Here is a 25,175-nt window from a genome sequence, read left to right on the forward strand (position 1 = left end):
GCCGGCAAAGCAAGCAGCTAGAGCAAGCGAGACTCCTGGGCTTTGCCGCTGAAAGCTTCCGCAAGCCAAGCCCCGAGGGCGTCCGCCGCCGCGTGGGCCTGGACGACGATCTGCGGGACGAGGTCTATATCCGGCAGGCTTCCAAGACCAAGCGGCCCCATCGCGAAGAGGCCTTCAAATGCCCCCGCCTGCGAGAAGACCCGGCCGTCACCGTCGACGATGATGCCGAGGTCGAGTTCGTCCCGTCGCGCAAGATGCGCCGACAGGAGCGAACGGAAGAGCGGGGAATCGAGATCGGTCAGCCGGACGCGACAATCGATCGTCCGGTCCGCCGGCAGAACCTGCAGCCCGCCCGCGCCGGAAAGCAGCACGCCGTTGATCGCAATGCGCTCGACCTTGCCCTTGTGCACTGTGATCGCCCCGCTGTCGATTGCCTCGCGCAGCCGCTCGTATTGGCCGAGCGGGAGACGGTTGCGGTGACTGTCGTAGATTGGTTTGACATGGCGCTTGAAGCGGCGCCGTTCCTCCGGCGTCAGGCCCTGCCAGAGCTTACGGGCGCGCAGGCGGAAATCGTTCATGATCCCCTGCCAGCCCGTGCCTTCCAGTGCCGCCCGGTTCGCCGCCTCGCGCAGATGACGGAAGGCGCCGCGCAACGTGTTCGGAAACGGACGATCGGACGATACGGAGCCGACGGCCGACGGCGCATGCGGCTGCGGCAGGAAACCGGACGCGGAAATGAGCGTGACATGGGCCGCCTCCCCTGCCGCAAGCAGCCGCAGCGCACGGTCGACGGCATGAACGCCGCCGCCGATGACCAGCACCTCCCTTGCACCGGTGAGGCCTGCATCGCTATCGGCAATCTCGCGCAGGCCGTAGCCCGTCGCCAGGAAAACCGCATCGAAGCGCGCCCGATCTTCCTCGCCCGCAGTCACCGAAAGACCGCCCCGCGGGTGGCGCGCGACGGCCGCGACACTCTCGGCGCGCACCTGGACCATGACATCAGCCCGTTCGCGCAGCGCTTCGGAAAAGCGCTGATAGACATAGGCGCTGAACACCTCTCCCGGCACGAAGGCATGAGCGACATCGGAGAGCACCAGATCGCGGTCGCGCCAGTCGCCGCGGGCCTCCAGCCAATGGCGAAAATCGTCGCGCGCCGCCGGATCGACCGAGAGATCGCGGACGCGGCTGTTCAACAGTTCGGAGGCCGGACGGCCAATGCCTTCACCGCCGTCGATTTTCGGATAGGGATCGAACATTACGAGGTGGAACGGGCTGCGGACAGTCTTCAACAGCGCGATCGCCGTCATGAGGCCGGTGAAGCCACGGCCGACGATGGCGATCCGCGCGAGCGTGTCGGCGTCCTGCGATTGCGGAAGGAAATGGGCGGGCACAAGCGTCATCGATGGTTCCCTTCCTGCACGGCGTGCGGGCGGCTTCCAGGAACTCGTCCTGTGCGACGAGTGGCGACAAAGCATTTTCTACTAAAACAATAGAATATTTTCCTGAAAATCAAGCCCACCGGGCGAGGCTGCGCTCACCCTGCCGCCAAGGGGGCATGAATCGGCCGCCCATCCCGATACGATGGGGATCATCCTCTTTTTGAACGGGCGCACGGCTGTCCTCCCGCTATGCACTCGCCACCGCGACCAGGGCCAGCCCGTAAAGGGCCGCCGCCATGAGCGCACTCAGCAACATGCCGCAACTGGCGAGCGAGACATGATCCGGCGAGATTGCCAGCGTCCGGGCGATCCCCATGGCGTGCGAGGAAAGGCCGAGGGAGAAGGCACGCTCCTCGGGGCCGCTTTTCGGGACGAGGGCCTTCCAGAGCGCGCTCGAAATGAAGGAGCCGCCGACGCCGTTGCACATGACGCAGAGCATGGCGAGATTGTCCCATCCGCCTGTCAACCGCGACAATGGCAGGGCGACAGCGAGCGTCGTCATCTTGGGGCCGATGCTCGCCAGATACGGCCGGTCCAGGCCAAGCAGCCAACCGATCGCGACGGCCGCCAGAATGCCCGTCACGGTCGATGCCAGCGTCGACAAAAGCATCGCCCGTGCATTGGCGACGATCAGCCTGCGCTGCTGCCAGAGCGGCAAAGCCAGTGCCACCGTCGCCAGGCCAACCAGAAAGGTCAGCGGCTGGACATGCGCGAGATAGTCGCCCGGGTCGATACCCAGCAAGGACAGAAGAATGCAGAGCGCAATGATACCGAAGAACAGGGGATTGCGCAGCGCCGGGATACAGATTCTCTCCGCCAGGCGCTGGCTGATCCACCAGATCAGGATCGTCACCGCCAGCCAGGCGGCCGTGAGGACAATGTCAGCCATGCTTGTTCTTGAAGAGACGGAAGACCTGGACGCCAACGACGAGCGACAGCACAAGCGATACGAAGACGGCAAGGACGATTTTCAGGAGGACCATGGCGCCGAGCCCGTGAAGGGAGAGGAAGCCGGCGCCCAACGGATAGAGGAACAATGGAAACTGGCGCAGCAGCGTAAGCCCGGCGGGTTCGGTGGCGACCACCAGGGACGGCGAAAGCCGGAAGCCGACGAAAAGCATCGCCAGCCCGATGAGGGCAGCCGGCACCGGCAGATACAAACCGGTCGCGATAGCCTCACCCGCCGCCCATGCCACGAAAATGACCGCAAACGCTACGATCCAGCGCCCGGCAGCCAGGACCTGGGCTCTGATCATGCGTCTGCCGGGAGCGGAATGTCAGGGTGCACCAGGCGCTCCGCGCGCAGATCCGACCAGAATGCGGCCGGGATATTGCTCGTGAAATGCGCCACATTCGCCTCTATTTCAGCAGGCTTGACCGCCCCGAACACCACGGAGGCCACCACAGGCGCCGCCAGGGGAAACTGCAGGGCGGCGGCGGGAAGGGAAACGCCATGCGCCCGGGCCACATCCGCAAGCTTGCCAACCCGCTCGACGACGGACGGCGACGCCGCGCCATATTCGTATTTCGCGCCTTCGACGGCACCCGTCGCCAGAATGCCCGAGTTGAACACCCCACCCACCACGAGGCTCGCCCCCCGCCTGCCGGCACGGGCGACCTCATCGAAATAGATATCGTGCTCCAGCAACGTGTAGCGTGAGGCGACCAGGAAGACATCGAGATCGAAACGGTCGAGGAAACGATCGATCATGCCCCTTTCGTTGACACCGGCGCCGACGGCCTTGATCTCGCCGCTCCGCTTCAACTCCTCCAATGCGCGATAGCCACCCTTTTCCAGATCGCCGAGACGGGCGCTCAGTTCCTCCTCGCTGCGGAAATAGCCGCTGTCGAGGTCGTGGATATACAGTGCGTCGACGCGGTTTATGCCGAGGCGCTGCAGGCTGTCCTCGTAGGATCGCATGATGGCGTCATAGGTGAAGACGTGATGATGTTCGAAGGCCAGCGCGCCTTTCCAGTTCGCGGGCCTGAAGGCGGTTCGGTCGCGCGGCGCCTTCAGCACACGGCCCACCTTGCTCGTCAGAACATAGGAGCTACGTTCCTTTTCATACAGCGCACGGCCGGTTCTATGTTCGGCCTGCCCGAGGCCGTACCAGGGGGCGGTATCGTAGAGCCGCAAGCCGGAATCCCAAGCCGCGTCGAAAGTAGCCCGCGCCACCGTTTCGCCGACCGCCTCGTAGACCCCACCAAGCGGGCAGGTTCCAAGCCCCAGAACGGGGATATGGAGGCCGGTCTGGCCGACGCGTTTCGTTGTATCAAGCTGCATGCGATGTGTCCCAAAGGGTTCTGGCCTCAATCACGCGGCCCGTTTCGGCGGAGCGATAGGCCGCCTCCGCCAAGGCATAGGTTTTCAGGCTGTCTTCGGCAGATGTCTCGAAATCGCTTCCGCTGCGAAGCGCGTCGATGAAATGCTGCTGGGTCCGGGGCACGCTGTCCTGGATCTGCGTCCACGGCGCCGCAGTCCAGCCGCGATCGTCGGCTTCTATCCGTTCGCGTCGTTGTTCGCCGCGGGAATGGACGACGAGAACCTCATCTTCCAGGATCTGGATCGTGCCCTGCCGTCCCTCGATCTCACCCAGCGTCTGGGGAAAGGGATTGGGAAAACGGTGGGAGGCGTAACTGACATCGATGATGGAAGTCGCCTGGTTTTCGTGGCGCAGAAGGATCGTCGCCGCATCCTCCCCGGCAAGCCCTGGCTTTACGGACTGGGTAAAGCACGAGACGCCGCCCGCATTGCCGAACAGGAAGCGGGCGAGGTCCAGCATGTGGATGCCGACATCCATGATCATGAAACGCCTCGTTTTCAGAAGATAGGGCTGGTTCGAATAGACGTCGATCGCATTGCGCCAGGAAAGACGCCCGAAGGTCAGTTCGCCAATCTCCCCGCTGTCGAGGATCTCGCTGATACGCCGGAAGATCTTCTGGAAGCGGAAATTCTCATGCACCATCACAGGCACGCCAGCCGTCGCTGCATGCGTCACGATGCGACGGCACGTCTCGATATCCGGGGCAAACGGCTTTTGGACGATGACGGGCACGCGGTGCCGCACCGCCAGGGCCACAAGCTCCTCGTGCGTTTCCATCGTGGTGCAGATGTCGACGAAATCGAAGGCGCCGGACGACAGGACCTCCGCCGTATCGTGCCATGCGGGGATGGCGAACTCATCGGCATAGCGGCGCGCACGCTGCGCATCGCGGTCACACACCGCGACGATCGCCGCGCCCTCGGTTTCCGTCCATGCATGAAGCTGGTTGCGGGCAAAGAAGCCGCAGCCGATCAGCAATCCCTTCAGAATCTCGGTCATCGGGCATCTCCACCGACCAGATGAAGAACGCCATAGCCGCCGATGCGCACGGCGCCCGCAAATTCCCGCGGCGTATCGAAAGCGGTGCGATCGAGCGCGGCCACCTCGAAGCTTCGCTCATCCAGCAAGTGGCCGCTGGAGGTTTCTCCCGCGAGGTCGAAGACCATCGGCTCGGGCCGAAGATTGGCAAGAAGCGCTGCCCTGCGGCCATCCTTCTCCCACCTCACATGGGCCAGGGAGCCGTCGATACCGGCCGAGATCACCGCGCCGCCCGCAGCGTGCGCAATCCAGCGCGCGACGTGATAGAGTGGATAGACCGCACCATCCGGCCAGTGATCCCAGCCATCGCGCGCATGGGCCTGGCGCGAGGCGATAAGACCGAAAGCCCCTGTCGGCGCTCCGAAGGAGAAGCGCTCTATACCCCAAGGCGCGATCTGCGCGAAATAGCCCACATGCCAGGCAGCAGCAAAAAGCCCGCGCTGGCGGGGGTCGCGAGCGGCCATGCCGATGCGCTCCTCCGGCGCATTGTCGACCGGCGCGCGACCGTACGGGTTCAGCCGCGCACCGATGCCGACAGGCCCGATCGCCAGTGGATGGGCGCCCGACAGCGCCCGAGCCGAGTGCAGGATATGCGGCAGGGACTGCAACGTCTCCAGCACGGAGGCGTCGTCAGCCGCATGCACCACCGGGGTGGTCGCGAAGGCAAGGTATTCGGCCACGGCGGGGTTGGGCCGCTTGCGGTTGAATTCGGTGAAGAAGGCCGGCGTGCCGCCACCGCGACGGCTTTCCGGAAACGCCGCGGCTAGCGCGGCCGCCAGTTGCGCCTCGGAAAGGTGCGGCGGGCGCGCCTCCCCCGGCTGGAACGACTGTTCGTCTGTTTTCGCAAAGGCGGTGATGGCAGCGACGGCAATGCCCGCCTGCCGGAAGGCGCGCGCGAGCTCCTCGAGCGCCCTCCGGGCAGCGGCGTCATCAACGCCACCGAGAACGGCCTGCACTTCCAGAGACGCGCCGGTGCGGCTCATGAGATCGGCGAGCCCTTCAGCCGAGGCTATCGTGTCGCCCCGTGCCGTGTCGTAGCGTAGCAGAAGCCGGGCGGGCTTCACCTCGGCCAGCACATCGGCGAAACGGAGCGCCTCCGTGACGTCGTCCAGACGGTCGAGCGGCAGGGCGTAGTCAGGCAGAAGCTGACCATGCGGAGGCGGCGTGGAAACGGGGTCCTCCACGATGCCGCCAGTACCGTCATCGGTGATTTCGATGGTGACAGACTGCGCCACAGGGACGCCCGGCTCCAGAAGATAGGGATAGGGCAAGCCGATGGGACGGCTATAGATCTTGAACGAGGCATCGGACCAGTTGCGATGATCCTCCATCTCGAAGACGTCCCCTGCAAAGCGGGTGGATACGCAGAGCCCCGCATGGGGACGGTGCGCAATCGCCCGAATGTCGAAAACCGGCTGGCCGGGGCTGATGTGCAGCGGTATCGTCAGCCTCTCATGCTGCCCGCTGGCATGCTCGACCTCCGCCTCCCTGCCCGCGAAGCCGAGCAGGGGATGCAGGATGACGAAGCCGGTACGGTTCGTGCTGAACGGGACATCCGCGCGAATGTCGGCCGTCGCCTCGATATGCCCCTCTGCATGCGCAGTGAAATCGATCTTCGCGAGAACGCCGTTCCCGGCCCCGCCGAAACAGGCTTCATAGCCGATATGAAAGCTCCGTGCGTCCTCATCGACTTGCAGATTACCGATGACGGGAGACGGCGTGCCCCAGCCGGGTGTGCGCAGCAGGAAACCGATGCCGCGGATGACCTCCACGCCGTTCCAGCGTATCCAGCGTAACGCTCCCGCATCGAGTGTCGCCTCGAGCGCGCCGGCCTTGAGAACCCGCTTTGCCGGTTCCTCTATAGCGGTGCCTGTCAGGATGACGGAAGGTTTCATCGGGATTGCCTTTTCACGAAACTGTCGAAGGCTACGGCAGCGACGATGATGAGGCCGACCAGAATCTGCTGCACGTAGGGGGAGACGTTGAGGATGACGAGACCGTTCAGCAGCACGCCTGTCAGCAGGGCGCCGATGACCGTGCCCACGATGGAGCCGGTACCGCCCTGCAGGCTGGTTCCGCCGATCACGACCGCGGCAATCGCCGTCAGTTCATAACCCGAGCCGGCGACCGCCTCGGCCGAATTCAGCCGGGATGCGAGCACGAAGCCGCCGAGACCCGAGCAGAAGCCGATCACGGCATAGACGGCCGTCGTCACGCGGGTCGTGTTGATACCGGACAGCCGCGCCGCATCGGGGTTCGACCCGACGGCATAGACCGCACGGCCGAAGCGCGTCTGGGTCAGCACGAAATGCGCGAGCAGCGCCACGATGAGAAACAGGATGACCGGAACCGGCACGGGTCCGATCATGCCACGTCCCCACCAGCCGAAAGCCTCGTCGAAGCCCGAGACGGGGCCACCGTTGCCTATCGTAAGCGCCACGCCGCGGAACACCGTCATCCCGCCCAGGGTGACGACGAAGGCCGGTACGGAAAGACGCGCGACGGCAAGCCCCTGGAGATAGCCGGCAAGGGTGCCCGCGGCGATTGCCGCGAGGGCGGCGAGCGGCCATGCATAACCGGCGCCATCCGCACTCAGCAGAAACCGCCCGTCTATGCCGCCCTTCGCGACAACGGCCGCCACCAGCCCGGACATGGCCACGAGGGAGCCGACGGACAGATCGATGCCGCGCGCCAGGATCACGAAGGTCATCCCCACGGCTATGATGCCGTAGATCGAAACCTGCCTGAGGATGTTGAACAGGTTGAGCGGCATGAGGAAGCGCGGCTGCAGGATGGCGAAGAGCACCACCAGGGCCAGGAGGAAAATGAGCGGTGCGATCCTGCCGAGAATGGCAAAGGTCTGCGCACGGTGCGTCGTGGTGAGGGAAATGCTGGACATTGTTCTTTCCTTGGAAGTTCGTCAGCCGTGCGGGGTCATCCTGGTCATCAGATCTTCGGCCGAGGCCGATGCGGCGTCGGTCTCGAACACCGAACGGCCTTCGCGCAGGACGACGATGCGGTCGGATAGCGCCATCAGTTCCGGAAGGTCTGAGGAGATGACGAGAACCGCGACGCCCTCTGCCGCAATGTCGCGCAGAAGCGTGTGCACGTCCTCCTTCGCACCGATGTCGATACCTCGCGTCGGCTCGTCGACGACCAGCACCTTCGGCTTGCGCGCGATCCAGCGGGAAAGGATGACCTTCTGCTGGTTTCCTCCCGAAAGCGTCGCAATGGGCGCGCTCAGCGAACTCGCGCGGATGCCGAGCCGCTCCACGAAGCCGCGGAACAAGCCTTTTTCCCCTGCCCGGTCGTTGACCCAGCGATAGCGTGGCGTGCGGACGCCGGCGAGCGCGAAGTTCTCCACGACGGCCCGCTGCGGCAGGATTGCCTGTCCCTTGCGGTCTTCCGGCACGAGGCCGATGCCGGCCCGCATGGCCTCGATCGGAGAGGCTGGCGAGAAGGCTTGCCCACCGAGACGGATTTCGCCCGCACCGATCGGATCGGCACCGAAGATCATGCGGGCGGTCTCGGACCGACCCGCGCCGACGATGCCTGCCAAACCGACGATCTCGCCGGCACGAACATCGAAGCTCACGCCCACGACACGGGCCGGTGCGCGCGCCGATGCAGGTGCTGCGAGATCGCGCACCGAGAGCGCAACCCCGTCCGGCGACGTGGCCTGCCGTCTCCCGCCGATCTCGACATCGCGGCCGGCCATCGCGCGAATCAACTGCGCATTGTCGACGGCGACCACGTCGCCCTCTTCGACCATCTTGCCGTCCCGCAGGACGGTGTAGCTCTGGCAGAAGGCCCTGATCTCATCGAGCCGATGGCTCACATATAGGATTGCAACACCCTCCCGCGACAGGCGCGCAATGATCTCGCCGAGATGGCCGACCTCTTCGGGAGACAGCGATGCCGTCGGCTCGTCCATGATGACGAGACGCGACTTGCGGGTCAGCGCCCGGGCGATTTCCACCATCTGCTGTTGCGCGATGGAAAGGCCGGCTACGGGGCGGCGGACGTCGAGCGACGAGACGCCGAGTTGCCGTAACGCCTCGCGGGCTGCGTCCCGGACGCGCTTCCAGTCGACCAGGCCAAGACCAGTCACCGGCAGGTGCCCGGCAAAGATCGCCTCGGCGACAGACAGATCGGGAAACAGCGACAGCTCCTGGCGGATGACGCTGATACCGGCCTTGTCTGCACCACGCGGCCCGCCGAAAGCGGCGGGCACGCCGTCGACCTCGATTGTCCCGGAATCGGGGGCGAACACGCCCGACAGAAGGTTGATGACGGTGGATTTTCCAGCACCGTTTTCGCCAAGCAGCGCGCGCACCTCGCCGGCTCCCAGGGACAGCGAGACGCCGTCAAGGACCGTTACCCCGAAGAAGCGTTTGACGAGACCGACCGCAGCTACAAAAGGTGCGGGGCGCTCAGCGCGCCCCGACGTCTCGACATCCACGATAACCGGACGCGGATGTACGGTCATCAGTTGATGAGTCCCACGCGCTCTGCCTGCTCGAGGTTTGCGGGCGTGATGGCGACGGGATCGACCAGCACGTCGCTGGTTGCCGGCTTCTTGCCTTCGCGGATGAAGTCCACGAGCGTGCGAATGGCGACACGACCCTGCTGCCCCGGAAACTGGTCCACGGTGCCGGCAAGGCTGCCGTCCTTGACGGCCTTCAGCGCATCTTCCGAGCCGTCATAGCCGTAGATCTTGATCTTGCCCTTCAGACCACGCGCTTCCACCGCCTGAGCGGCACCCAGCGCCATGTCGTCGTTGCCCGCGACGATGACATCCGGAACCTCGGAGAGACCCGTCAGGATGTTTTCGGTGACGGCCAGGCCCTTGTCGCGGGAGAAATTGGCTGCCTGCTCGGAAACGAACGTATACTTGCCGCCGGCGGCATCAAGCACCTTGTGGACGCCGCCGCTGCGATCGTTGGCGGTCTTGTCGCCTGGAATACCTTGGAGGTTCACGACCTTCGCACCGTTCGGAAAGTCCTTCACGACGGCCTCGCCCTGCGATTCAGCGCCCTTGAAATTGTCGGCCGCCACATTGGCCAGAACCTCCGGCACGCCATTGACCGGACGGTCGACGGTGACAACCGTAATGCCTGCCGCAATGGCTTGCTTGACGACCGGTGCGAGCGCATCCGCCTCCACCGGCGCCAGGATGATGCCGTCGACGCCCTGAACGATGGCCGCCTCGATGTCCGCGATCTGCTTCGGCGCGGACAACTGGCCATCCGCCTTGACGATGGTGACGCCGCCGATCTTCTTCGCTTCGTCTTCCAACTGGTCGGTCAGGAACACGAAGTGGGTAAAGGCGAAAGTCAGCGGCGATACGAATACCGTCACCGGGGCATCCTTGCCCTTGGGCTCGGCATGAAGCGCCGAAACGCTGGCGGCGAAAAGGAGAATACCGGAGGCAGCTGTCAAAATTGTCTTGCGAAACATGTCGTTAGGCTTCCTTGTGTCGATGAGGAGAAGCTAACGGTGACAAGCGCCCGAGCCAAAGGCAAAATCACTAAATTCTATAGAAAAATAGAAAATTAAACGCGACCGTGCGAACGCGATTGGCAAAAATTATCTACTAATTTTATGGATAACATATATTTTAGGCGCCCTTGGCATTCGCCAATTATATCAGCCGCTTACGCCTCCCACAGGCATGCGAATGCCCGCCAACAGCAGGAAGAGCCAGAGAGCGCGCGGCCTGCTCTCTCCTTCGAAAGGAATACGATGTCCCACTATCTTTCCTCCCTCTTTTCGCTCAAGGGCAAGACAGCCCTGATCGCGGGCGGCGCCGGCGCCATCGGTTCGGCGATCTCGGAGGCCTTTGCCAGGGCGGGTGCGCGTGTCATCGTCCATGATCTATCCGCCGACCGCCTCGCAGGCTTGCAGGAACGCTTCGAGGCTGAGAACCTGTCCTTCCATGGGCTACAGGTCGACCTGGATTCCGCTGCGGCCTGCGACAATCTGGTGGCTCAGGCGCGGGGGATAACGGGCCGGCTCGACATTCTCGTCAACCTGCAGGGCACGAACCGCCGCAAGCCCATCGTGGATGTCACGCAGGACGATTTCGACGTCATCACGTCGGTGAACTTTCGAAGCGTCTACTTCCTGTCGCGCGCCGTCCAGCCAGTCATGAAGGCCCAGGGCGGCGGCAAGATCCTGCATTTCAGCTCGCTGTCGGCCAACATCTCCTTCGACACGATCTCGGTCTATGCTGCGACGAAGGCAGCCGTCACATCGCTGACCCGCTCGATGGCGCATGAATGGGCCGCAGACAATATCCAGGTCAACGCCATCGAGCCGGGCTTCGTCCAGACCGAGTTCACGCGACCGCTTTGGGACGACGAGTACAGGAGCCGCTGGTTCGCCGACTATATCCCGGCCGGGCATCTCGCCGTGCCGCAAGACCTGATCACCACCTCGCTCAGCCTTGTGGCCCCGGCTTCGCGCTATATCACGGGCAGAAGCGTCGTGGTCGACGGTGGCGTGCTCTCCGGAGATTCATGGGTCGAAAAGCAAGGCCGTCCTTCGGCCTATCCCTGACCGCCCCTCCCCCAGACTTCAAGAAGAAGGATCGTCATGACCAACTGGCTCATCCAAACAGGAGAACTCGCCGCTCTCCTGGAAAACCGGCCCGACAATGTCGTCGTCCTGGATTGCTCCTGGTATCTGCCCGAAGCCGGCAAGCATGCCAAGGACGACTTCGCCGCGGGGCACATCCCCGGTGCACGCTTCATCGACCTCGGCGACATATCGGACCCGGATTCGCCCTATGTGAACATGCTGCCCGCCGCCGACCTCTTCGCGGCTCAGGCCGGCCGGCTCGGGATCGACGACGAAACCGATGTCATCATCTACGACGGGGGATACGTCTCCTGCCGTCTATGGTGGATGTTCCGCGTTTTCGGCCACGACCGCGTCCGCATCCTGAACGGCGGCTGGCGGAAATGGAAAGCCGAAGGCCGGCCGATCGAAACCGGCGAAAGCCTCCCGTCCGAAGCGCGCACCTTCACGGCGCGCCTGGTTCCCGGGCGGGTCGCGACGCTGGATGATGTCCGCACCGCCATCGACAATGGCGGCGCGACGATCGTGGATGCGCGGACGGCGGCGCGTTTCGACGGGCTGGAGGGCTCCGGTTATCCCGGCGTCGCTTCCGGCTACATGCCGGGCGCCATCAACACGCCCTGGGCCCGCTTCTTCGATGCCGACAGAAATTTCGAGTTCGTCTCGCCCGAAAAGGCACGCACGGTCTTCAAGGATGCGAGCGCCGACATTTCCGGCGATGTCATCACGACCTGCGGTTCGGGCGTGACCGCCTGCATCCTGGGTTTCATGGTCGAGCAGCTGGGCAATCCGCACTGGCGTCTCTATGACGGCTCCTGGCATGAATGGGGCCAACGCGAGGACGTCCCGAAGCTGGTGAAAGAACGAAGCGGTTCTTGAAGGGACATGAACGCCGCGCCGGCAACAGGTGGCGATGCCCTGCAGGTCTGCATCGATGATGCAGGATCCGAAAAGCCGGTAGCGGCGAGCGACAGGAGCTGCTCGAAAAAATATCATTCGCCAATATTTGATGTTTCTTCAGAGGAAAATCCGATATCCGCTCCAGAATTTCACTTATCCATCTGCGCACCCTTGTGTAATTTTCAGAAGACATATACCAAAAAGAAGAAACCTGCTTTGAAGCTTGTCTTTGCCTCATTGGCTTTGTCATATTTCTTATCATTGTCGATTTATCTGCGCGCACTCTGGCGTCGGTTTTCTCTATGAAGATAAAAGGAATATCGCTGCCAATTCAGGCACAGTTAATTTTTTCTCACCCGAGGGCCGCAAGGTGAGCTACGGCGTGGCGCGGGACCACAAGACGGCCGGAACCTCGCAGACAACATGCGCGCCGCATAGAATTCATGCGCCTCTTTGCTGACCACGAATGGAACTTGGCGGCAAAGACGGCGGGGGACGAAGAGGCCGGGGGGTATGCCCGGCCTTTTTGTTTCGTGCGCCCGTAGCGAATTGCGCGCGCAGGCTTCATGGCAGGAGGCATTGCCGGGCAGCAAGCTTCTGCCCGCAACAAGAAACCGGAAGGACGCCACAGTTACCGATGACCCCGACAAACGCAATTGCCCCCAGCGGCGCCGATCGTGAAAAAGCCTGGCTGAAAATCCTCTCCGCCTATCGCAAGCCCCATATTGGCCGAAGCACGCTCGAACTGGCGGTAACCCTCGTGCCCTTCGTTCTCCTATGGGCCAGCGCCTGGGCATCGGTGCACTTCGGCTACTGGCTCGGCCTGGTCCTCATCGTGCCGGCGGCCGGGTTCCTCCTGCGCCTGTTCATGCTGCAACATGACTGCGGTCATGGCGCCTTCTTCGGCCGGCGCCGCCTGGACGACTGGGCGGGCCGCGCGATCGGCGTACTGACCTTGACACCCTACGACTACTGGCGAAGGGCCCATGCCGAACACCATGCCTCGGCCGGGAACCTCGACGAACGCGGCGTCGGTGACATCACGACGCTCACCATCACCGAATATGAGGCCCTGACGCCTCGGGGGCGGCTCGGCTACCGCCTTTACCGGCACCCGCTCGTCATGTTCGGCATCGGCCCCGCCTGGCTCTTTCTCTTCAAGCAGCGTCTGCCGTTCGGCATGATGCGGTCCGGCGCCCTTCCCTGGGTTTCGACGATGGCAACGAATGCCGCCATCGCCGCGCTCGCCGCCCTTCTCGTCTGGGCGGTCGGCGCCGTTCCGTTCCTCGTCGTCCACCTGCCGATCGTACTGCTTGCCGGAGCGGCAGGCGTCTGGCTGTTCTACGTCCAGCACCAGTTCGAAGACACCCACTGGTCCCGGCCTCCGGAATGGACGTTCCAATACGCGGCCATGCATGGCGCCTCGCATTACGACCTACCCCGGCCGTTGCGTTGGATAACCGGCAATATCGGCATGCACCATATCCATCACCTGTCGAGCCGCGTTCCCTTCTACAGGCTTCCGGAGGTTCTGCGCGACCATCCTGAACTGGCGGACCTGGGACGCATCACGATCAGGGAAAGCCTCCGCTGCGTGAAGCTCGTCCTCTGGGATGAAACGTCGCGCCAAATGCTGTCGTTTCGCGACGCAGGAACACGCCGCACCGCCGCGAGCGCAGGGTGATGACTGGAAACCGGTACAGCAATTTGGCGGCCTGCCGCCGTCCCCATCACCGTATAGATCGAGGTTAGACAATGAAGACCCTGGATGAAAAATTTCTCATTATCTTGAGTGCTTTCCATAGCGCTCGATATGGCGTGTCCCCGTCCGTACTGCTCGGTGCCGTCGAAAACCATTCCAAGAAGTATGGCCTGGCGGGAAAGGACTACACCGAGACCGTCGAAGCGGCGATTGGCGCTGGACTTGTCGCCCTCTCGTCGGACTCGTCTCTTTCGATCAAGGGGGCGGGACGGGCGAAGCTGGGCAAGCAGTAGTCCCACCGGCCATACAAGCCTGCGGCGCGAACCGGCTATCGGCGCCAGGCCTTCATCTTCCATTCCGGCAGACCGGTTTCACCCGGGCGGTCGAAAGACTGCTCCGGGTGCCCTGCCAGCGCGGGGGAAGACGGAGAGGCGGACAATGCTGAGTGGGGCACGTCCAGGATTGCGGCCCTCGGAGGGCGTTGTCCGGCGCCAGCCTTGCGATGACCTTGATTGATTGGTTGCTAAATCTGCGCGTGGGGCGCATTGTCCGAGCTTCGGTGGCCATCGACACGGGCGCTGCCGCTTGTAGGATAACCTCCTTCGCCCGCAATATGGAAGGAGGACGGCATGTCTTCCAAAGTCTCCGCCATCGATTTCAATCCAGCCTGCAACCGCATTCTCAACCAGATGCTTCACAAGGCGGGCTACGTCACCGCCAGGATGCAGCCGCTGACGGGTCCCCTCGCGCGGCAATCCAAAGCGGTACTCGTCCGGTTCATGTCTGGCGTTATGCGCGACGGCGCTACCGGCACGCCCCGCGAACCGCACTGCGTCTTCGCGTTCGGCCGCGCCTAGAGCCTTGATGGCCCGCTCGCCGGGCCATGAGGACCTTGCAACGCACTTCAACCGGCAAGATCAATCACCGGCTCATGGCCGCCCACACCGGCGGGAAATTCGCGGGATTTATCTGCCGCACCGCGTCAGCGACGGCTGTTCTATCGTGCTCGGCTCAGATCCTCGCGCAGTGCGCGATAAAGCGCGCGCTTCAATGACACGGCCTCTCGGATCAAAGAAGGAACGTTGCGCGGTCCCAGGGGTTGGTGAGGATTGACAGGAGAACCCCGTGCGCAAAGTCCTGGTAGTGGAAGACGAAGTGCTGATCCGCCTGACATTGGTTGACGCGCTGCACGAGGCGGGCTTCGACGTCGTTGATACCGGCTCGGCAGACCAAGCCGTCGAGATCATAAACGAGCAGACGATCCACCTTCTTTTCACCGATATCCAGTTGCCGGGCAAGCTGACGGGCCTCGATCTCGCCCAAAGGGTTGCCGAGCGGTTTCCCGAGGCCGGAATCGTCGTGGCATCCGGCCGGATACAGCCAGCGAGCGCGGATCTGCCGCCCGGGGCGAAGTTCTTCGCAAAGCCGTTCCGCTTCGACCAGATCATCGCGTGCCTGAAGGAAATGCAGCCCCGCTAGATTTCGGCTGCGCTCCCGCAGGCACATATATGGCTGCGCAAGCGACATGATCCGTGGCATAACGTGTAGGGCCGAATTCGAGGGACCTTCATGAAGATCGCCGGCGCTGACGAAACGATTTCATCACGAGAGCGCTTCCTTGAAGCGATCGTGCAGAGCGCGATCGATTACGCCATCATATCCATGGACCTCGACGGCCTCGTGACGAGCTGGAATGAAGGCGCTGTCAAGATACTGGGCTGGGAAGCCGAGGACATGATCGGAAAACCGGCCACGGTTTTCTTCACGCAGGAAGACAGGGAAAACGGCGTTCCGCAGAAAGAGATGACGGCCGCCCTCAACCGCGGCCGGGGAAATGACGAGCGATGGCATCTGCGCGCTGACGGCACGATGTTCTGGGCCTCCGGCGAGATGATGGCTTTGCGGGCGCCCGACGACAAGACCATCGGCTTCATCAAAATCCTTCGCGACAGAACCGGGGAACGCGAGCGGGCGGAGCGCGAGCGCCTCCTCATGCACGAGCTCGCTCACCGCATGAAGAACACGCTGTCCGTCGTCCAGGCGATCGTGACGCAGTCCCTGCGGAATGCCGTTTCGCTGGGCGACGCGACCGACAAGCTCCAGTTGCGTATCGCAGCCTATGCCAAGGCCCATGAAATCCTGTTGCAGAGGGACTGGGTAAGCGCAACGCTGGCTGACGTCGTGGCGGCCGCCAAAACGAACATCGGTTTGGACGAGAGCTCCCGGATCAGGTGGAGCGGGCCTGAAGTGCCCCTCGGGCCCCAGGCGGCTCTATCCTTTGCAATGGTTTTTCACGAACTTCTCACGAATGCCTCGAAATACGGCGCTTTGTCGAATGCAAAGGGGCATGTCGAGATAACGTGGGGCATCGAGCGCCGCGATGCCGCGGAGACGCTCGTCACATGCTGGCGGGAGATCGGCGGTCCGCGCATCGCGAATTCCGAACCGGACCGCAAGGGGTTTGGCTCGCGCCTCATCGTTTCCAGCCTGCAAGCCTTCGGCGAGGCGAGCGTTTCCTACAGGCAGGAGGGGTTCGTCCTCCTTGCCGAGTTCCCGCTCGCGAAAATTCAGATCCAAAGTGATTTCGATTGAAAAGCCGGCAGGCTGACTGGCAAGCCGGGTTGCGGCATCCTCGCACTCGCCAGCGAACAAAAAGGCCGGGGCGATACCGCACCGGCCTTCTTCACAATCGCTTGCCTGCCAGTGCCAGTACATCCGTGGTCAAAAGCGTGAAGCGATGGCGGCAATTGCGAGCGGCAGAGTTTTTCCAGCGCTCATCAGCAATGCCTATGGACGACATATAGGCAGCCGCCGTGTCGAAAACAAGCTTCATGCGGTATTCTTACTTCCGAACTGCGGCCGATCTTCGCTCCACACCTGGAAGCCAGCGAAATGATGTGTTGCCAAAGGAGGGGAATGGGTCCACTGTGCTTGTTCCAGCAGCCATCTTACGGGCGCTGCTGTTTGAGGGTTCATTACCCTGGCCCCAAGCGAGGAGGACGGCATGTCTTCCCTATTTCACCAATCGAAGAAATACGATCTTGCGACCCTGGCGGGTTACCTCTTGTCCGCAACGAGCCTTGCGATGATCGCCTATATTCTGGTCGAGGGATGGCTATGATGAGCCTCCACGACAGGACGGTGGGAAAGCGGCGTTCAAGATGACCGAGAGAACCACGGAAACCGAAATCACATTCACGCATCCGTTTCGCCTGGAGTCCCTTTCGGAGCCCCTGGAAGCGGGCACATATCGTCTGGTCGTCGACGAGGAACTGATAGAAGGCCTGAGCTTTACCGCGTATCGGAGGGTGGCGACCCACCTTGAGATTCCCGCGATTTCCGTCGCGATGGCAAGACGCCAGTTCCTTCAGGTGTCACCGGCGGAGATCGACGAGGCCTTGGCACGCGATGGGCCATTCGTGGCAGTCGGCCCACGCAACATTCCATGATCACGGGATTGATCGCGCATCGCCAACGCGCTGTTGCGACGACGGCACGCGCCTCATACCCTGCCGGCGGAGAAACGTGGCAGATGGCGGCCTGAAACGCCCCTGGTGCGCGCGTCCTGTTCGATCTCGGCCGCCGCTGTACGGGATGGTTTTCGATCCCGCAGCACAGAATTATTGTGCAGCGCAGCAACCTTATCGCATTCGAAGGGTTAAAGTGTATGCGCCAGTCCGGCGCACCACCCGGAGTCCCCCATGAGATCCCTATCCGATACACTCGAACGGCTCGCGCGGCTGCGCTCGATCAAACCCGCCGCGCCGGCCGGCTCCATCCTGAGGAAACTCGATCATTTCGGAGACAACCCGGGCGCTTTGGCGGCGTGGCAGCATGTCCCGAAGCAATTGCCGGCGGCACCGCCCCTGGTGGTCGTGCTGCACGGCTGCACGCAGACCGCCGCCGGTTATGATGCCGGCTCCGGCTGGTCGGCGCTTGCGGAAGACTACGGCTTCGTGGTGCTCTTTCCCGAACAGAACAGGCAGAACAATGCGAACCTGTGCTTCAACTGGTTCAATGCCGCGGACACCCGACGAGACCAGGGCGAAGCGCGCTCCATCCGGCAGATGATCGCCTCCGTCGTCGCCGACCATGGCATCGATGAGCGCCGGATCTACATCACCGGCCTTTCCGCCGGGGGCGCCATGGCAAACGCCATGCTGGCCTGCTACCCGGAGGTCTTTGCCGGCGGCGCCATCATCGCCGGCCTGCCCTATGCCGCCGCCTCGACCGTTCCCGAGGCATTCGACCGCATGCGCGGCCAAGGTCTTCCCGGCGCGGGCAGCCTCCAGGCAAGCCTTCGCGCCGCCTCGCGACATGACGGCGCCTGGCCGACGGTTTCCGTCTGGCACGGCACGGGCGACAACACGGTGGTTCCGGACAATGCGTCCGCGATCGTCGCGCAATGGCGCGGCGTCCATGCGGTTGCCGACCAGCCGACGGAGGTCGAGGCGATCGATCGGCATTCACGATCCGTATGGCGCGACGACCGCGGCATGGAGGCAATCGAGCTCTACAGGATTTCCGGCATGGGGCACGGCACGCCGATCGACACGTCCAGCGGCTATGGCAGGGCCGCACCCTTCATGCTCGACGTCGGCATGTCCTCGACGGTGCAGATTGCAAGAAGCTGGGGCCTTGCCGCTTCCTTCGAGCGCCGCGACCGACCACGTGCCTCGCCGCCCGCAGAAAGAGCGGCAGCGCAGCAGCCCCTGTCCGGCGGCTCCGGCAACGGCATCCAGTCGGTGATCGAGAACGCGCTGCGTTCCGCAGGTTTGATGAAGTGAGGCCGGCTTCGGCGCCAAGGGCGGTGCATGGATTTTTTTCCGCCGGCCGAACGTCGTCGCGGCTTCGGATTGTGCGAGCCCATCCACCTTGGAAATTTGAATGGATTCTCCGGTCCCTGCGGAAAAGACCTTGGTCAGTGGACGGATCCACGGGGTGGAGCCTTGTTCGAGGCCCCGCCTTCATTTTCCCATTCCTGCAGATCGCCTTCACCGGATCGCAGGGGCACGCGGATCGGACGAAACGCCGTCCTGCGAACGAGCGGCAGGCCCTGGATGGCGTATCGGGGCAGAAGGGGGGCGAAGAGCACCTTCGACTTCACCGGGCGGCCGAAAGACTGTTCCAGTTGCTCCGCCAGCGCGCGCGGCGAGGCTTCGCCGGAAAGGACCAACTGCATCAGCAGCCGGGTGGCTGTGTTGAATTGGTGCCCATCCTCGACTAGGCCATCCGGGCTGTAGCCAGCCGTGCGCAGCACGGAGCGGATCATTTCCATCTCATGCGGTGAAATCTCGGGAATTGCGGCATCGGAAGACATGTCGTCCTCCTTTGGTTGGGGCCAGGGTAACCAACCCTCAAGCAGCAGTGCCCGTGATCATGGCTGCTGAAGAGGCAAGTGTGAGCCTGTCCCAGGCCATTGGCAAGGATTCAATTAAGGCCAATTCGAGGTGCCCCGCCGCATCGGCAAAAGGTCAGCCGCGAGCGCGGCCGAAGTCGGAAGCCGTCAGCGTGTTCGAATTGCGCCGGTGCTTGGCATACACCTTCCTTGCGGCATCGTAGATGGGCGCGCGCATGGCATCGAAAGCCGAAAGGCACTGCGCTTCCGACATGCCCGCCGCCCGCGCCCTCCCCTCGGCAAGCGCCTCCGCCTCGACGAAAAACCGGATCTCGAACATGCCGTCATGGCCGAAAAAGCGCACGGCATTGCGCACCTCGTCGAAACTGCGGGCCGGGTTGGGGAAAGCCAGCGTCATGGCTGGCACCCGTCGCGTTCGTTTCTGCGCCGAGCGTTGCGCCGGTTGAGCCGCAGCATGCCATTGGTCGCGTCCGATATGCTGAGGTCCGTCAACGTGCAGCCATCGATCCGCGCCGGGACGCCCGTGAACACATGGTATATGGTCCAGGTCCGATCCCTCTCTATCCTCCTTCCGTATTGATGGTCGGACACGTCGGTAGCCACGGCCCCGCCTTCGTTCTCCCAAACCTCGATCCTGAGCGCCCGTCGCCTGCGTTCGACATGAATGTTCATGGTTTTGACCTTTCGTCCGGAGTTCCCGCGCGGATGTCACCCGCGTAGAGACTGTTTCCGTCTGGATCGCTCAGGGACAGCCCGTCGGGTTTCTGCGGCAAGGCGAGGGTTTTCGAAAGCTGATGGGCGATTTCGATCGCGCTGGCGAGGTCGATGGCATCCACGGTTTCACGGCCGATGACGGCATGGGCAGCGTCCGTTGCCCGGGTCCGGTAGAACGCGATCACGAACTTCATCGCTGTCCCGCCCTTCCCGGACAATCGCCGCCGTCAGGCCTTGTCCTTGGTACGCGGCGCATTGCTGTTTGCGGCGAGCTTCAATTGACCGGCGAACGATGCGTCGGGCTTGGGTGCGGCCTTTTCCTGCTTGGGTTTCCTGGTCTCGCGATTGCTGCGTTTCTGTCCCTTAGCCATTGCCGAAGGTCCTTTCGATAAGAGTGGCTTTCCCGCCCGATGCGGTGTTCACCGGCGCGAGCATGTCCTGTGTCGTCACCCGTTCGTGACGTTCGTCGTCATTGCGAATACGGTATTGCGGGAACGCGCCGGCCGACGGGAGGGTGCCGGTGATGCGATAGATGTCGTCGGCCGCAAGCTGCGATCGGAACCCGCCCTTCAGCCGCACAGCCTGCCCCACGGCGTAGAGATGCCGCGCCGTATCCGGGCGGGCCTGGCGTGTGGCGCGTTGGGAAATGATCTGGATGTTCGTCATGTCCGGGTGTCCCTTTCAAGGTCGGCGGAATGGATCGGAGCCATCTGGTGGGCCGCGCCGTGAACACCGGCACCGGCAGATGGAGGGGAAGGACGTGATCCGGCGCCATGCAAGCCAGAAGCGTTCTGAAGAAATGCACGATGATCTACGCCGTGCGGTCGGTTACGGTGGGCCGTGCCGAGGTGCGGTCCCGCTGCTCGCCCGAGCCGCGTCCGCCCGTTCCAATGCATCGGCTGGAACGGCATACCGCGCCATCGGCGCATATCGTCGCTATCGAAGAATCAAGAAAAGACGCGCGTCTCTGACATCGCGAGGCCAAACCGGCTAAAATCGAACAACTTATTCATGCGCCTCGATTGCGAGGAAAGCAAGGCGTGCATGCGAGCACAACTTTTTGTCGAGGCGAAGCATTGAAAAACTAATGGTTGACGCAGAGACTTGGAAGCGATACACATCCTCATCGAATTTGCTTGCTGAGCTTTGCTTGTCACGCGTTGGCACCGCGTTCTGAACGAACCTTTCCTTTCAAAGTCGCTATCATCATCCGCAACGCCTTGGCGCGGCGGTCTCTCAATGTTGCTATGAAAGGGTTCATCATGACCACCGGCACAGTTAAATGGTTCAATTCCACCAAGGGCTTCGGCTTCATCCAGCCTGACAATGGCGGCGCCGACGCGTTCGTCCACATCTCCGCCGTCGAGCGGGCAGGCATGCGCGAGCTTGTCGAAGGCCAGAAGATCGGTTTCGAGCTGGAGCGCGACAACAAGTCGGGCAAGATGTCGGCCTGCAATCTCCAGGCCGCCTGAACGGGTCTCGTGCTTTCCTTTGACCACGGATGTACTGGCACTGCCGGAAGCACGCCAACCACGCAAGGCCAGGCAAATCGCCTGGCCTTTTGTTTTCCGCTCGCTTGCGGGCCTTACCACCGGAATTTCCATGACAGAAAAATACAGCATGTCGCGCCAGAAGGCGGAGATTGCGTTCAGCGCCATCCAGGCGCCGTTCTTCGCAAAGGACGAGGCGGTGCAGGAGCTTGAATCCATCACCCAATCCCGTGAGGCCAAGACCCAGCGGCTTCGGGAAGCACGCCTTGCCAAGGAACTGAAAGACCGCGCGTCCGCCACGTCCGCCCTCCTCGCCAAGCGCACCGGCGCGCGTTGACCACCTTCCCACCACAATAGACAGGACGACGATTTGAAAAACGCCAGAGACAACCAGCTTTCCGACCGCCGCGCGGCATCAGCCGATGCGAAGTCGGCGCTGTTGAATGCTTACCGTGCGGCCCAGGCTACCGCGGCCCCCGCCAGAGCGGCGCGCCAGGCGGAGCGGGCCCTCATCGCCGCGGCGCGGGAAGAGCGGCGCCTCGAGCGCGAGCGGGCGAAAACGGAAGAGCAGGCACGGATCGAAGCCGAGGCAGCCGAATTGCAGGCCGCAGCGCATGCGGCGGCGCTTGCCGAAACGGAGGCTCGCGAGGGCGCCGAAAAGGCTCGTGTCTCGCGCGTCATCGAGGACGAGGCAGCGCGAAAGGCCGCACGCGATCTGCGTTACGCCAACAGAAAAGCCAGGCAGGCATAGACTTGCCCCCGGGGCCATCCGTTTACCCCGACCGAAACGTCGTGCGCGCGAAAGCGTTGCTGGTCGAGCGGCCTGATCACGGCTCGTCCAGGGAGCACCATGAAAATACGCGCCGGGTTTGACATCGGTTACGAATGCGAGAACGAGACGGCGATGCTGCTTGTTCTCAGCATCCATCCCGGCCGGCGCGCGGATCTGCTCACAGAACACACCCTGACCTTCGACCGGCCGATCGAGGCCTGGGGATGCCTGGACGCCTTCGGCAACGCCTGCAGCCGGATATCGGCACCGGCCGGCCTGACGACGATCTCCACCCGGTTCGAGATCTACGACAGCGGCCTGCCGGATCCCGTTCCGGAAAACGCCGTTCAGCACGATATCAAGGATCTGCCCGACGACGTGCTGGTCTTCCTGCTCGGCAGCCGCTACTGCGATACGGATCGCCTGGCCGATTTTGCCTGGAAGAGATTTTCCGCCACGCCGCTCGGCTGGCCGCGCGTGCAGACGATTGTCGATTTCGTCCAAGCCCACATGACCTTCGATTATGAGAAAGCCGATCCGCTCCGGACGGCCTATGGCGGGTTCACCGACCGGATCGGCGTTTGCCGCGATTTCGCGCATCTGGCGATTGCCCTTTGCCGCTGCATGAATATTCCCGCCCGCTATTGCACCGGCTATCTCGGCGATATCGGCGTTCCCAAGGATCCGCATCCGATGGATTTCAGCGCCTGGTACGAAGTGTATCTCAGCGGACGCTGGTACACCGTCGACGCCCGCCACAACACGCCCCGCATCGGCCGCATATTGATGGCGACAGGACGCGATGCGACCGACGTCGCCCTGTCCACCGGCTTCGGACCGGCCCTCCTGAAGCGGTTCGAAGTCGTGACGGAAGAGCTGGCATAATAGCGGCGGCTTCCGCATGGCAGTTTCGCAGAGCTTGCGGCCCAAGCGGCCGAAAGGCCGCCCCCACGTTCGCTGCGCGAATTTCGATGAGACCCGTTTCGCGTTAGAACTTGCCCGACAGCAGCGAACCAAAGCCGGGAACAGCCGTGGTCAGGCCGAGTTGCTTGAGCATCATGTATGTCGTCGCGACGGACGAGGAGATGACGGGAAGCCCCGTTCGGTCTTCGATCACCTGGATCGAGCCGAGAGACGGCATCTGCACGCAGGCCGAGGCGACGATCGCGTCGACACCGTTGATGTCCAGCCGCTTCGTGATCTCTGCCGGCGCCAGCGGATCCTGGCGTCCCACCTCCAGGTTGTCCGCAATCTCGAGCGAGATGCTATCCACCACTTCGATCCCCTCGTTCTCGATATACTCGATGACGAGCTTGGTCAGCGGCTTCATGTAGGGCGCCAGCAGGGAGATCTTCCTGGCCCCGATTGCGTGAAGGCCGTCGACCAGCGCCCCGGCGCTGCTCACCACGGGCGCTGGGGCACCGTTGTCGGCGGTGACCTTGTGCAGGCGCTCTTGAGATACGCGGTGGTAGCCCAGCCCCATGCTCATGATGGCGACGAGGCAGGCATAGCCGAGCACATCGACGCGGGCATCCGACAGCTCCAGTGCGCAGCGGTCGCTGTCACAGTCCATCGCCGCCAGTTCTTCCTTCGTCACCCTTTTCATCCGCATGCGGCTGGAATGGAAGGTGAAGCGTTCGGGCTGGCTCGCTTCGCGGGCTCTCAGGATCGCCGGGATCTCGGTCTCCATGGTGGTGTTCGAGGACGGGACGATCTGCCCTACACGGATCAGGCGCGCGGCGCTCATTGGTCGGTCTCCAGATTGGCTTCGGAAAGGGAAACGAAATTCGCATCGAGGTCGCCGTCGTCGAAGCGGGCCGGCTGGAGCGGCCTGCGGTTCACGCGAAGGTCGAAAACGTCGAAGCGATTGTAGTGGCCGGTAATGTCATGCATCTGCCGTGGCTGAATGCAGCGCGCGAGATCGATCTCGGCATAGACGATGCCTTCATCGTCAATCAGCGGTTCGCCGATCACCCGCCCGTCCGGACCGAGGATGCCGGAAAAGGCGCTGTTGCGCCGTGCCAGCAAATCGCGCGCCTGGGGATGCGAGGCCGACATCGCTTCGACGATCTCTTGCGAGACGGTCGAGCAGGAGACGATCGTGAAGACCTTGCCCTCGAAGCAGTGCGCCGCGGCGCGGACCTTGATCGCCTCAGCCATATCGTAGTCGGCGGGCGCGACCGGCAGGGCGATGTAGCTGGCCACATGCACGAGCTCGCCCTGCGCCAGCAACGAGAAGCGCGCCAGCGTGTTGGTGTTCTCGCCGCAGGCCAGGGCGCCCAGCGGGCCGATGCTGGTGTCATGGACCTTTAGCGCCGAGGCATCGCCCGGTGCCCAGGTCAGCTTCTCGGCCCAGGTCGGGACCAGCTTGCGGTGCCGGCCGAGGATGCGACCGTCATCGGCGATGGTGACCAGAGTGTTGTAAATCGTGCCGATCCCGTTTCGGCTGCGCTCGTTCACGCCGATCACGACGTTGATCCGGTGGCGCGCGGCGGCCTCGGCGATCTTGGCGATCTCGGGGCCTGGAACGTGAACGGCCGAGCGCACCAGCTTTTCGAACCAGGGGCTACCCTCAACCGGGTTCATGACCCAGCTCCAATAGGGATACGCCGAGACAAAGACCTCGGGAAAGGCGACCAGTCGAGCGCCGTTGCCGGCCGCCTCTCCGATCAAGGCGCACACCTTGTCGACGGTCGCCTCGGTGTTCAGAAAAACCGGTGCAGCCTGAACGGCCGCAGCTTTGAAACGGGGAAGATCGAGCATGAACATGCCTCCAATCGGGCTCGGGTGTTGGGGCGGAGACCTGTTCTCGCGGACGAGGGCAAGTTCGCTCCCGTTCGAGAAAAGCCGCCTGA

Annotated in this window: 31 protein-coding genes; 14 read left to right on the top strand and 17 right to left on the bottom strand. The window is 63.1% G+C overall.

The window, feature by feature from the left end; all coding sequences use genetic code 11:
* Positions 1–17 precede the first annotated feature (17 nt).
* The 9 genes from L0976_RS15225 to L0976_RS15265 all read right to left on the bottom strand — a co-directional run bounded on the left by L0976_RS15225 (position 18) and on the right by L0976_RS15265 (position 10,261).
* Positions 18–1,400: an FAD/NAD(P)-binding protein gene (locus L0976_RS15225; RefSeq protein ID WP_234188151.1), complete on the bottom strand. Its 1,383-nt coding sequence runs from the start codon at positions 1,398–1,400 to the stop codon at positions 18–20.
* A 226-nt stretch (positions 1,401–1,626) separates the two neighbouring features.
* The gene (locus L0976_RS15230) at positions 1,627–2,328 is read right to left on the bottom strand and encodes an LrgB family protein (protein WP_234188152.1); all 702 of its coding nucleotides are present in this window, start codon (positions 2,326–2,328) and stop codon (positions 1,627–1,629) included.
* On the bottom strand, positions 2,321–2,695 hold the full coding sequence (locus L0976_RS15235) for a CidA/LrgA family protein (protein ID WP_234188153.1): 375 nt from the start codon (positions 2,693–2,695) through the stop codon (positions 2,321–2,323). Before L0976_RS15235 ends, L0976_RS15230 begins: the two co-directional genes overlap by 8 nt.
* Positions 2,692–3,723 (bottom strand): aldo/keto reductase, encoded by a 1,032-nt coding sequence (locus L0976_RS15240; RefSeq protein ID WP_234188260.1) that lies wholly within the window; start codon positions 3,721–3,723, stop codon positions 2,692–2,694. The genes L0976_RS15235 and L0976_RS15240 overlap by 4 nt, the downstream gene beginning before the upstream one ends.
* Entirely contained in the window at positions 3,713–4,762 is a 1,050-nt protein-coding gene (locus L0976_RS15245; RefSeq protein WP_234188154.1) for a Gfo/Idh/MocA family protein, read from the bottom strand. The genes L0976_RS15240 and L0976_RS15245 overlap by 11 nt, the downstream gene beginning before the upstream one ends.
* Positions 4,759–6,573 (bottom strand): hypothetical protein, encoded by a 1,815-nt coding sequence (locus L0976_RS15250; protein ID WP_234188155.1) that lies wholly within the window; start codon positions 6,571–6,573, stop codon positions 4,759–4,761. Before L0976_RS15250 ends, L0976_RS15245 begins: the two co-directional genes overlap by 4 nt.
* A 119-nt stretch (positions 6,574–6,692) precedes the next feature.
* The gene (locus tag L0976_RS15255) at positions 6,693–7,700 is read right to left on the bottom strand and encodes an ABC transporter permease (RefSeq protein ID WP_234188156.1); all 1,008 of its coding nucleotides are present in this window, start codon (positions 7,698–7,700) and stop codon (positions 6,693–6,695) included.
* A 21-nt stretch (positions 7,701–7,721) separates the two neighbouring features.
* Entirely contained in the window at positions 7,722–9,290 is a 1,569-nt protein-coding gene (locus L0976_RS15260; protein WP_234188157.1) for a sugar ABC transporter ATP-binding protein, read from the bottom strand.
* Positions 9,290–10,261, bottom strand: a complete 972-nt coding sequence (locus L0976_RS15265) for a substrate-binding domain-containing protein (RefSeq protein ID WP_234188158.1) — start codon at positions 10,259–10,261, stop codon at positions 9,290–9,292. Before L0976_RS15265 ends, L0976_RS15260 begins: the two co-directional genes overlap by 1 nt.
* A gap of 285 nt (positions 10,262–10,546) precedes the next feature.
* Here L0976_RS15265 and L0976_RS15270 point away from each other — a divergent pair, with 285 nt between their 5' ends.
* The 8 genes from L0976_RS15270 to L0976_RS15305 all read left to right on the top strand — a co-directional run bounded on the left by L0976_RS15270 (position 10,547) and on the right by L0976_RS15305 (position 16,577).
* Positions 10,547–11,362 (top strand): SDR family NAD(P)-dependent oxidoreductase, encoded by an 816-nt coding sequence (locus tag L0976_RS15270; RefSeq protein ID WP_234188159.1) that lies wholly within the window; start codon positions 10,547–10,549, stop codon positions 11,360–11,362.
* A 36-nt stretch (positions 11,363–11,398) separates the two neighbouring features.
* Positions 11,399–12,262, top strand: coding sequence for a sulfurtransferase (locus tag L0976_RS15275; RefSeq protein WP_234188160.1), 864 nt, complete (start codon positions 11,399–11,401; stop codon positions 12,260–12,262).
* A 6-nt stretch (positions 12,263–12,268) separates the two neighbouring features.
* Positions 12,269–12,589: a hypothetical protein gene (locus tag L0976_RS15280; protein ID WP_234188161.1), complete on the top strand. Its 321-nt coding sequence runs from the start codon at positions 12,269–12,271 to the stop codon at positions 12,587–12,589.
* A gap of 331 nt (positions 12,590–12,920) precedes the next feature.
* Complete coding sequence (locus tag L0976_RS15285; RefSeq protein ID WP_234188162.1) at positions 12,921–13,967, top strand: fatty acid desaturase; 1,047 nt, start codon at positions 12,921–12,923, stop codon at positions 13,965–13,967.
* 71 nt (positions 13,968–14,038) lie between these two features.
* Positions 14,039–14,278, top strand: coding sequence for a hypothetical protein (locus L0976_RS15290; protein ID WP_203317809.1), 240 nt, complete (start codon positions 14,039–14,041; stop codon positions 14,276–14,278).
* A gap of 336 nt (positions 14,279–14,614) precedes the next feature.
* Positions 14,615–14,842 (top strand): hypothetical protein, encoded by a 228-nt coding sequence (locus tag L0976_RS15295; protein ID WP_234188163.1) that lies wholly within the window; start codon positions 14,615–14,617, stop codon positions 14,840–14,842.
* A 268-nt stretch (positions 14,843–15,110) separates the two neighbouring features.
* Positions 15,111–15,464, top strand: a complete 354-nt coding sequence (locus tag L0976_RS15300) for a response regulator (protein ID WP_203317807.1) — start codon at positions 15,111–15,113, stop codon at positions 15,462–15,464.
* A 90-nt stretch (positions 15,465–15,554) separates the two neighbouring features.
* Positions 15,555–16,577, top strand: a complete 1,023-nt coding sequence (locus L0976_RS15305; protein ID WP_234188164.1) for a sensor histidine kinase — start codon at positions 15,555–15,557, stop codon at positions 16,575–16,577.
* Between the two features lie 91 nt (positions 16,578–16,668).
* Here the strand turns inward: L0976_RS15305 and L0976_RS15310 are convergent, their stop codons facing one another.
* Positions 16,669–16,818, bottom strand: coding sequence for a hypothetical protein (locus tag L0976_RS15310; protein ID WP_234188165.1), 150 nt, complete (start codon positions 16,816–16,818; stop codon positions 16,669–16,671).
* Positions 16,819–17,146: 328 nt separating this feature from the next.
* On the opposite strand from L0976_RS15310, the gene L0976_RS15315 reads away from it, so the two are divergent.
* Both L0976_RS15315 and L0976_RS15320 read left to right on the top strand, forming a co-directional pair.
* Positions 17,147–17,434 carry a hypothetical protein gene (locus L0976_RS15315; RefSeq protein WP_234188166.1) on the top strand — a complete coding sequence of 96 codons (288 nt, stop codon included), beginning with the start codon at positions 17,147–17,149 and terminating at the stop codon, positions 17,432–17,434.
* Positions 17,435–17,686: 252 nt separating this feature from the next.
* On the top strand, positions 17,687–18,772 hold the full coding sequence (locus tag L0976_RS15320; RefSeq protein WP_234188167.1) for a PHB depolymerase family esterase: 1,086 nt from the start codon (positions 17,687–17,689) through the stop codon (positions 18,770–18,772).
* Between the two features lie 134 nt (positions 18,773–18,906).
* On the opposite strand, the gene L0976_RS15325 is transcribed toward L0976_RS15320, so the two are convergent.
* From L0976_RS15325 to L0976_RS15350, 5 genes are all read right to left on the bottom strand, one after another.
* Positions 18,907–19,305, bottom strand: coding sequence for a hypothetical protein (locus tag L0976_RS15325; RefSeq protein ID WP_234188168.1), 399 nt, complete (start codon positions 19,303–19,305; stop codon positions 18,907–18,909).
* 154 nt (positions 19,306–19,459) lie between these two features.
* Complete coding sequence (locus L0976_RS15330) at positions 19,460–19,741, bottom strand: DUF1488 domain-containing protein (RefSeq protein ID WP_203317801.1); 282 nt, start codon at positions 19,739–19,741, stop codon at positions 19,460–19,462.
* Positions 19,742–20,012: 271 nt separating this feature from the next.
* Positions 20,013–20,252: a hypothetical protein gene (locus L0976_RS15340; RefSeq protein ID WP_234188170.1), complete on the bottom strand. Its 240-nt coding sequence runs from the start codon at positions 20,250–20,252 to the stop codon at positions 20,013–20,015.
* Between the two features lie 33 nt (positions 20,253–20,285).
* Positions 20,286–20,429 carry a hypothetical protein gene (locus L0976_RS15345; protein WP_203317799.1) on the bottom strand — a complete coding sequence of 48 codons (144 nt, stop codon included), beginning with the start codon at positions 20,427–20,429 and terminating at the stop codon, positions 20,286–20,288.
* Positions 20,422–20,724 (bottom strand): hypothetical protein, encoded by a 303-nt coding sequence (locus tag L0976_RS15350; protein WP_234188171.1) that lies wholly within the window; start codon positions 20,722–20,724, stop codon positions 20,422–20,424. The genes L0976_RS15345 and L0976_RS15350 overlap by 8 nt, the downstream gene beginning before the upstream one ends.
* A 596-nt stretch (positions 20,725–21,320) precedes the next feature.
* Here L0976_RS15350 and L0976_RS15355 point away from each other — a divergent pair.
* The 4 genes from L0976_RS15355 (at position 21,321) to L0976_RS15370 (ending at position 23,205) form a co-directional block, all read left to right on the top strand.
* On the top strand, positions 21,321–21,530 hold the full coding sequence (locus L0976_RS15355) for a cold-shock protein (RefSeq protein WP_003504088.1): 210 nt from the start codon (positions 21,321–21,323) through the stop codon (positions 21,528–21,530).
* 130 nt (positions 21,531–21,660) lie between these two features.
* Entirely contained in the window at positions 21,661–21,885 is a 225-nt protein-coding gene (locus L0976_RS15360; protein ID WP_203317797.1) for a hypothetical protein, read from the top strand.
* Between the two features lie 33 nt (positions 21,886–21,918).
* Positions 21,919–22,299: a DUF6481 family protein gene (locus tag L0976_RS15365; protein ID WP_234188172.1), complete on the top strand. Its 381-nt coding sequence runs from the start codon at positions 21,919–21,921 to the stop codon at positions 22,297–22,299.
* A 99-nt stretch (positions 22,300–22,398) separates the two neighbouring features.
* On the top strand, positions 22,399–23,205 hold the full coding sequence (locus L0976_RS15370) for a transglutaminase family protein (protein ID WP_234188173.1): 807 nt from the start codon (positions 22,399–22,401) through the stop codon (positions 23,203–23,205).
* A 103-nt stretch (positions 23,206–23,308) separates the two neighbouring features.
* Here L0976_RS15370 and L0976_RS15375 read toward each other — a convergent pair whose 3' ends face one another.
* Both L0976_RS15375 and L0976_RS15380 read right to left on the bottom strand, forming a co-directional pair.
* Positions 23,309–24,067, bottom strand: a complete 759-nt coding sequence (locus L0976_RS15375; protein WP_304951718.1) for an Asp/Glu racemase — start codon at positions 24,065–24,067, stop codon at positions 23,309–23,311.
* Entirely contained in the window at positions 24,064–25,083 is a 1,020-nt protein-coding gene (locus tag L0976_RS15380) for a carbon-nitrogen hydrolase family protein (protein WP_234188174.1), read from the bottom strand. The genes L0976_RS15375 and L0976_RS15380 overlap by 4 nt, the downstream gene beginning before the upstream one ends.
* Between the last annotated feature and the right edge of the window lie 92 nt (positions 25,084–25,175).

The sequence above is a fragment of the Shinella sp. NM-101 genome (assembly GCF_021401195.1).
Classification (GTDB): Bacteria; Pseudomonadota; Alphaproteobacteria; order Rhizobiales; family Rhizobiaceae; genus Shinella.

What these genes read in the sequence shown, in the direction of transcription:
- L0976_RS15280 (WP_234188161.1), top strand. Translation starts at nt 12,269, where the DNA reads ATGAACGCCGCGCCGGCAACAGGTGGCGATGCCCTGCAGGTCTGCATC.
- L0976_RS15295 (WP_234188163.1), top strand. Translation starts at nt 14,615, where the DNA reads ATGTCTTCCAAAGTCTCCGCCATCGATTTCAATCCAGCCTGCAACCGC.
- L0976_RS15320 (WP_234188167.1), top strand. Translation starts at nt 17,687, where the DNA reads ATGAGATCCCTATCCGATACACTCGAACGGCTCGCGCGGCTGCGCTCG.
- L0976_RS15380 (WP_234188174.1), bottom strand. Translation starts at nt 25,083, where the DNA reads ATGCTCGATCTTCCCCGTTTCAAAGCTGCGGCCGTTCAGGCTGCACCG.
- L0976_RS15270 (WP_234188159.1), top strand. Translation starts at nt 10,547, where the DNA reads ATGTCCCACTATCTTTCCTCCCTCTTTTCGCTCAAGGGCAAGACAGCC.
- L0976_RS15370 (WP_234188173.1), top strand. Translation starts at nt 22,399, where the DNA reads ATGAAAATACGCGCCGGGTTTGACATCGGTTACGAATGCGAGAACGAG.
- L0976_RS15235 (WP_234188153.1), bottom strand. Translation starts at nt 2,695, where the DNA reads ATGATCAGAGCCCAGGTCCTGGCTGCCGGGCGCTGGATCGTAGCGTTT.
- L0976_RS15240 (WP_234188260.1), bottom strand. Translation starts at nt 3,723, where the DNA reads ATGCAGCTTGATACAACGAAACGCGTCGGCCAGACCGGCCTCCATATC.
- L0976_RS15305 (WP_234188164.1), top strand. Translation starts at nt 15,555, where the DNA reads ATGAAGATCGCCGGCGCTGACGAAACGATTTCATCACGAGAGCGCTTC.
- L0976_RS15325 (WP_234188168.1), bottom strand. Translation starts at nt 19,305, where the DNA reads ATGTCTTCCGATGCCGCAATTCCCGAGATTTCACCGCATGAGATGGAA.
- L0976_RS15355 (WP_003504088.1), top strand. Translation starts at nt 21,321, where the DNA reads ATGACCACCGGCACAGTTAAATGGTTCAATTCCACCAAGGGCTTCGGC.
- L0976_RS15255 (WP_234188156.1), bottom strand. Translation starts at nt 7,700, where the DNA reads ATGTCCAGCATTTCCCTCACCACGACGCACCGTGCGCAGACCTTTGCC.
- L0976_RS15265 (WP_234188158.1), bottom strand. Translation starts at nt 10,261, where the DNA reads ATGTTTCGCAAGACAATTTTGACAGCTGCCTCCGGTATTCTCCTTTTC.
- L0976_RS15315 (WP_234188166.1), top strand. Translation starts at nt 17,147, where the DNA reads ATGACCGAGAGAACCACGGAAACCGAAATCACATTCACGCATCCGTTT.
- L0976_RS15290 (WP_203317809.1), top strand. Translation starts at nt 14,039, where the DNA reads ATGAAGACCCTGGATGAAAAATTTCTCATTATCTTGAGTGCTTTCCAT.
- L0976_RS15245 (WP_234188154.1), bottom strand. Translation starts at nt 4,762, where the DNA reads ATGACCGAGATTCTGAAGGGATTGCTGATCGGCTGCGGCTTCTTTGCC.
- L0976_RS15360 (WP_203317797.1), top strand. Translation starts at nt 21,661, where the DNA reads ATGACAGAAAAATACAGCATGTCGCGCCAGAAGGCGGAGATTGCGTTC.
- L0976_RS15285 (WP_234188162.1), top strand. Translation starts at nt 12,921, where the DNA reads ATGACCCCGACAAACGCAATTGCCCCCAGCGGCGCCGATCGTGAAAAA.
- L0976_RS15275 (WP_234188160.1), top strand. Translation starts at nt 11,399, where the DNA reads ATGACCAACTGGCTCATCCAAACAGGAGAACTCGCCGCTCTCCTGGAA.
- L0976_RS15225 (WP_234188151.1), bottom strand. Translation starts at nt 1,400, where the DNA reads ATGACGCTTGTGCCCGCCCATTTCCTTCCGCAATCGCAGGACGCCGAC.
- L0976_RS15310 (WP_234188165.1), bottom strand. Translation starts at nt 16,818, where the DNA reads ATGAAGCTTGTTTTCGACACGGCGGCTGCCTATATGTCGTCCATAGGC.
- L0976_RS15340 (WP_234188170.1), bottom strand. Translation starts at nt 20,252, where the DNA reads ATGAAGTTCGTGATCGCGTTCTACCGGACCCGGGCAACGGACGCTGCC.
- L0976_RS15345 (WP_203317799.1), bottom strand. Translation starts at nt 20,429, where the DNA reads ATGGCTAAGGGACAGAAACGCAGCAATCGCGAGACCAGGAAACCCAAG.
- L0976_RS15330 (WP_203317801.1), bottom strand. Translation starts at nt 19,741, where the DNA reads ATGACGCTGGCTTTCCCCAACCCGGCCCGCAGTTTCGACGAGGTGCGC.
- L0976_RS15350 (WP_234188171.1), bottom strand. Translation starts at nt 20,724, where the DNA reads ATGACGAACATCCAGATCATTTCCCAACGCGCCACACGCCAGGCCCGC.
- L0976_RS15230 (WP_234188152.1), bottom strand. Translation starts at nt 2,328, where the DNA reads ATGGCTGACATTGTCCTCACGGCCGCCTGGCTGGCGGTGACGATCCTG.
- L0976_RS15375 (WP_304951718.1), bottom strand. Translation starts at nt 24,067, where the DNA reads ATGAGCGCCGCGCGCCTGATCCGTGTAGGGCAGATCGTCCCGTCCTCG.
- L0976_RS15260 (WP_234188157.1), bottom strand. Translation starts at nt 9,290, where the DNA reads ATGACCGTACATCCGCGTCCGGTTATCGTGGATGTCGAGACGTCGGGG.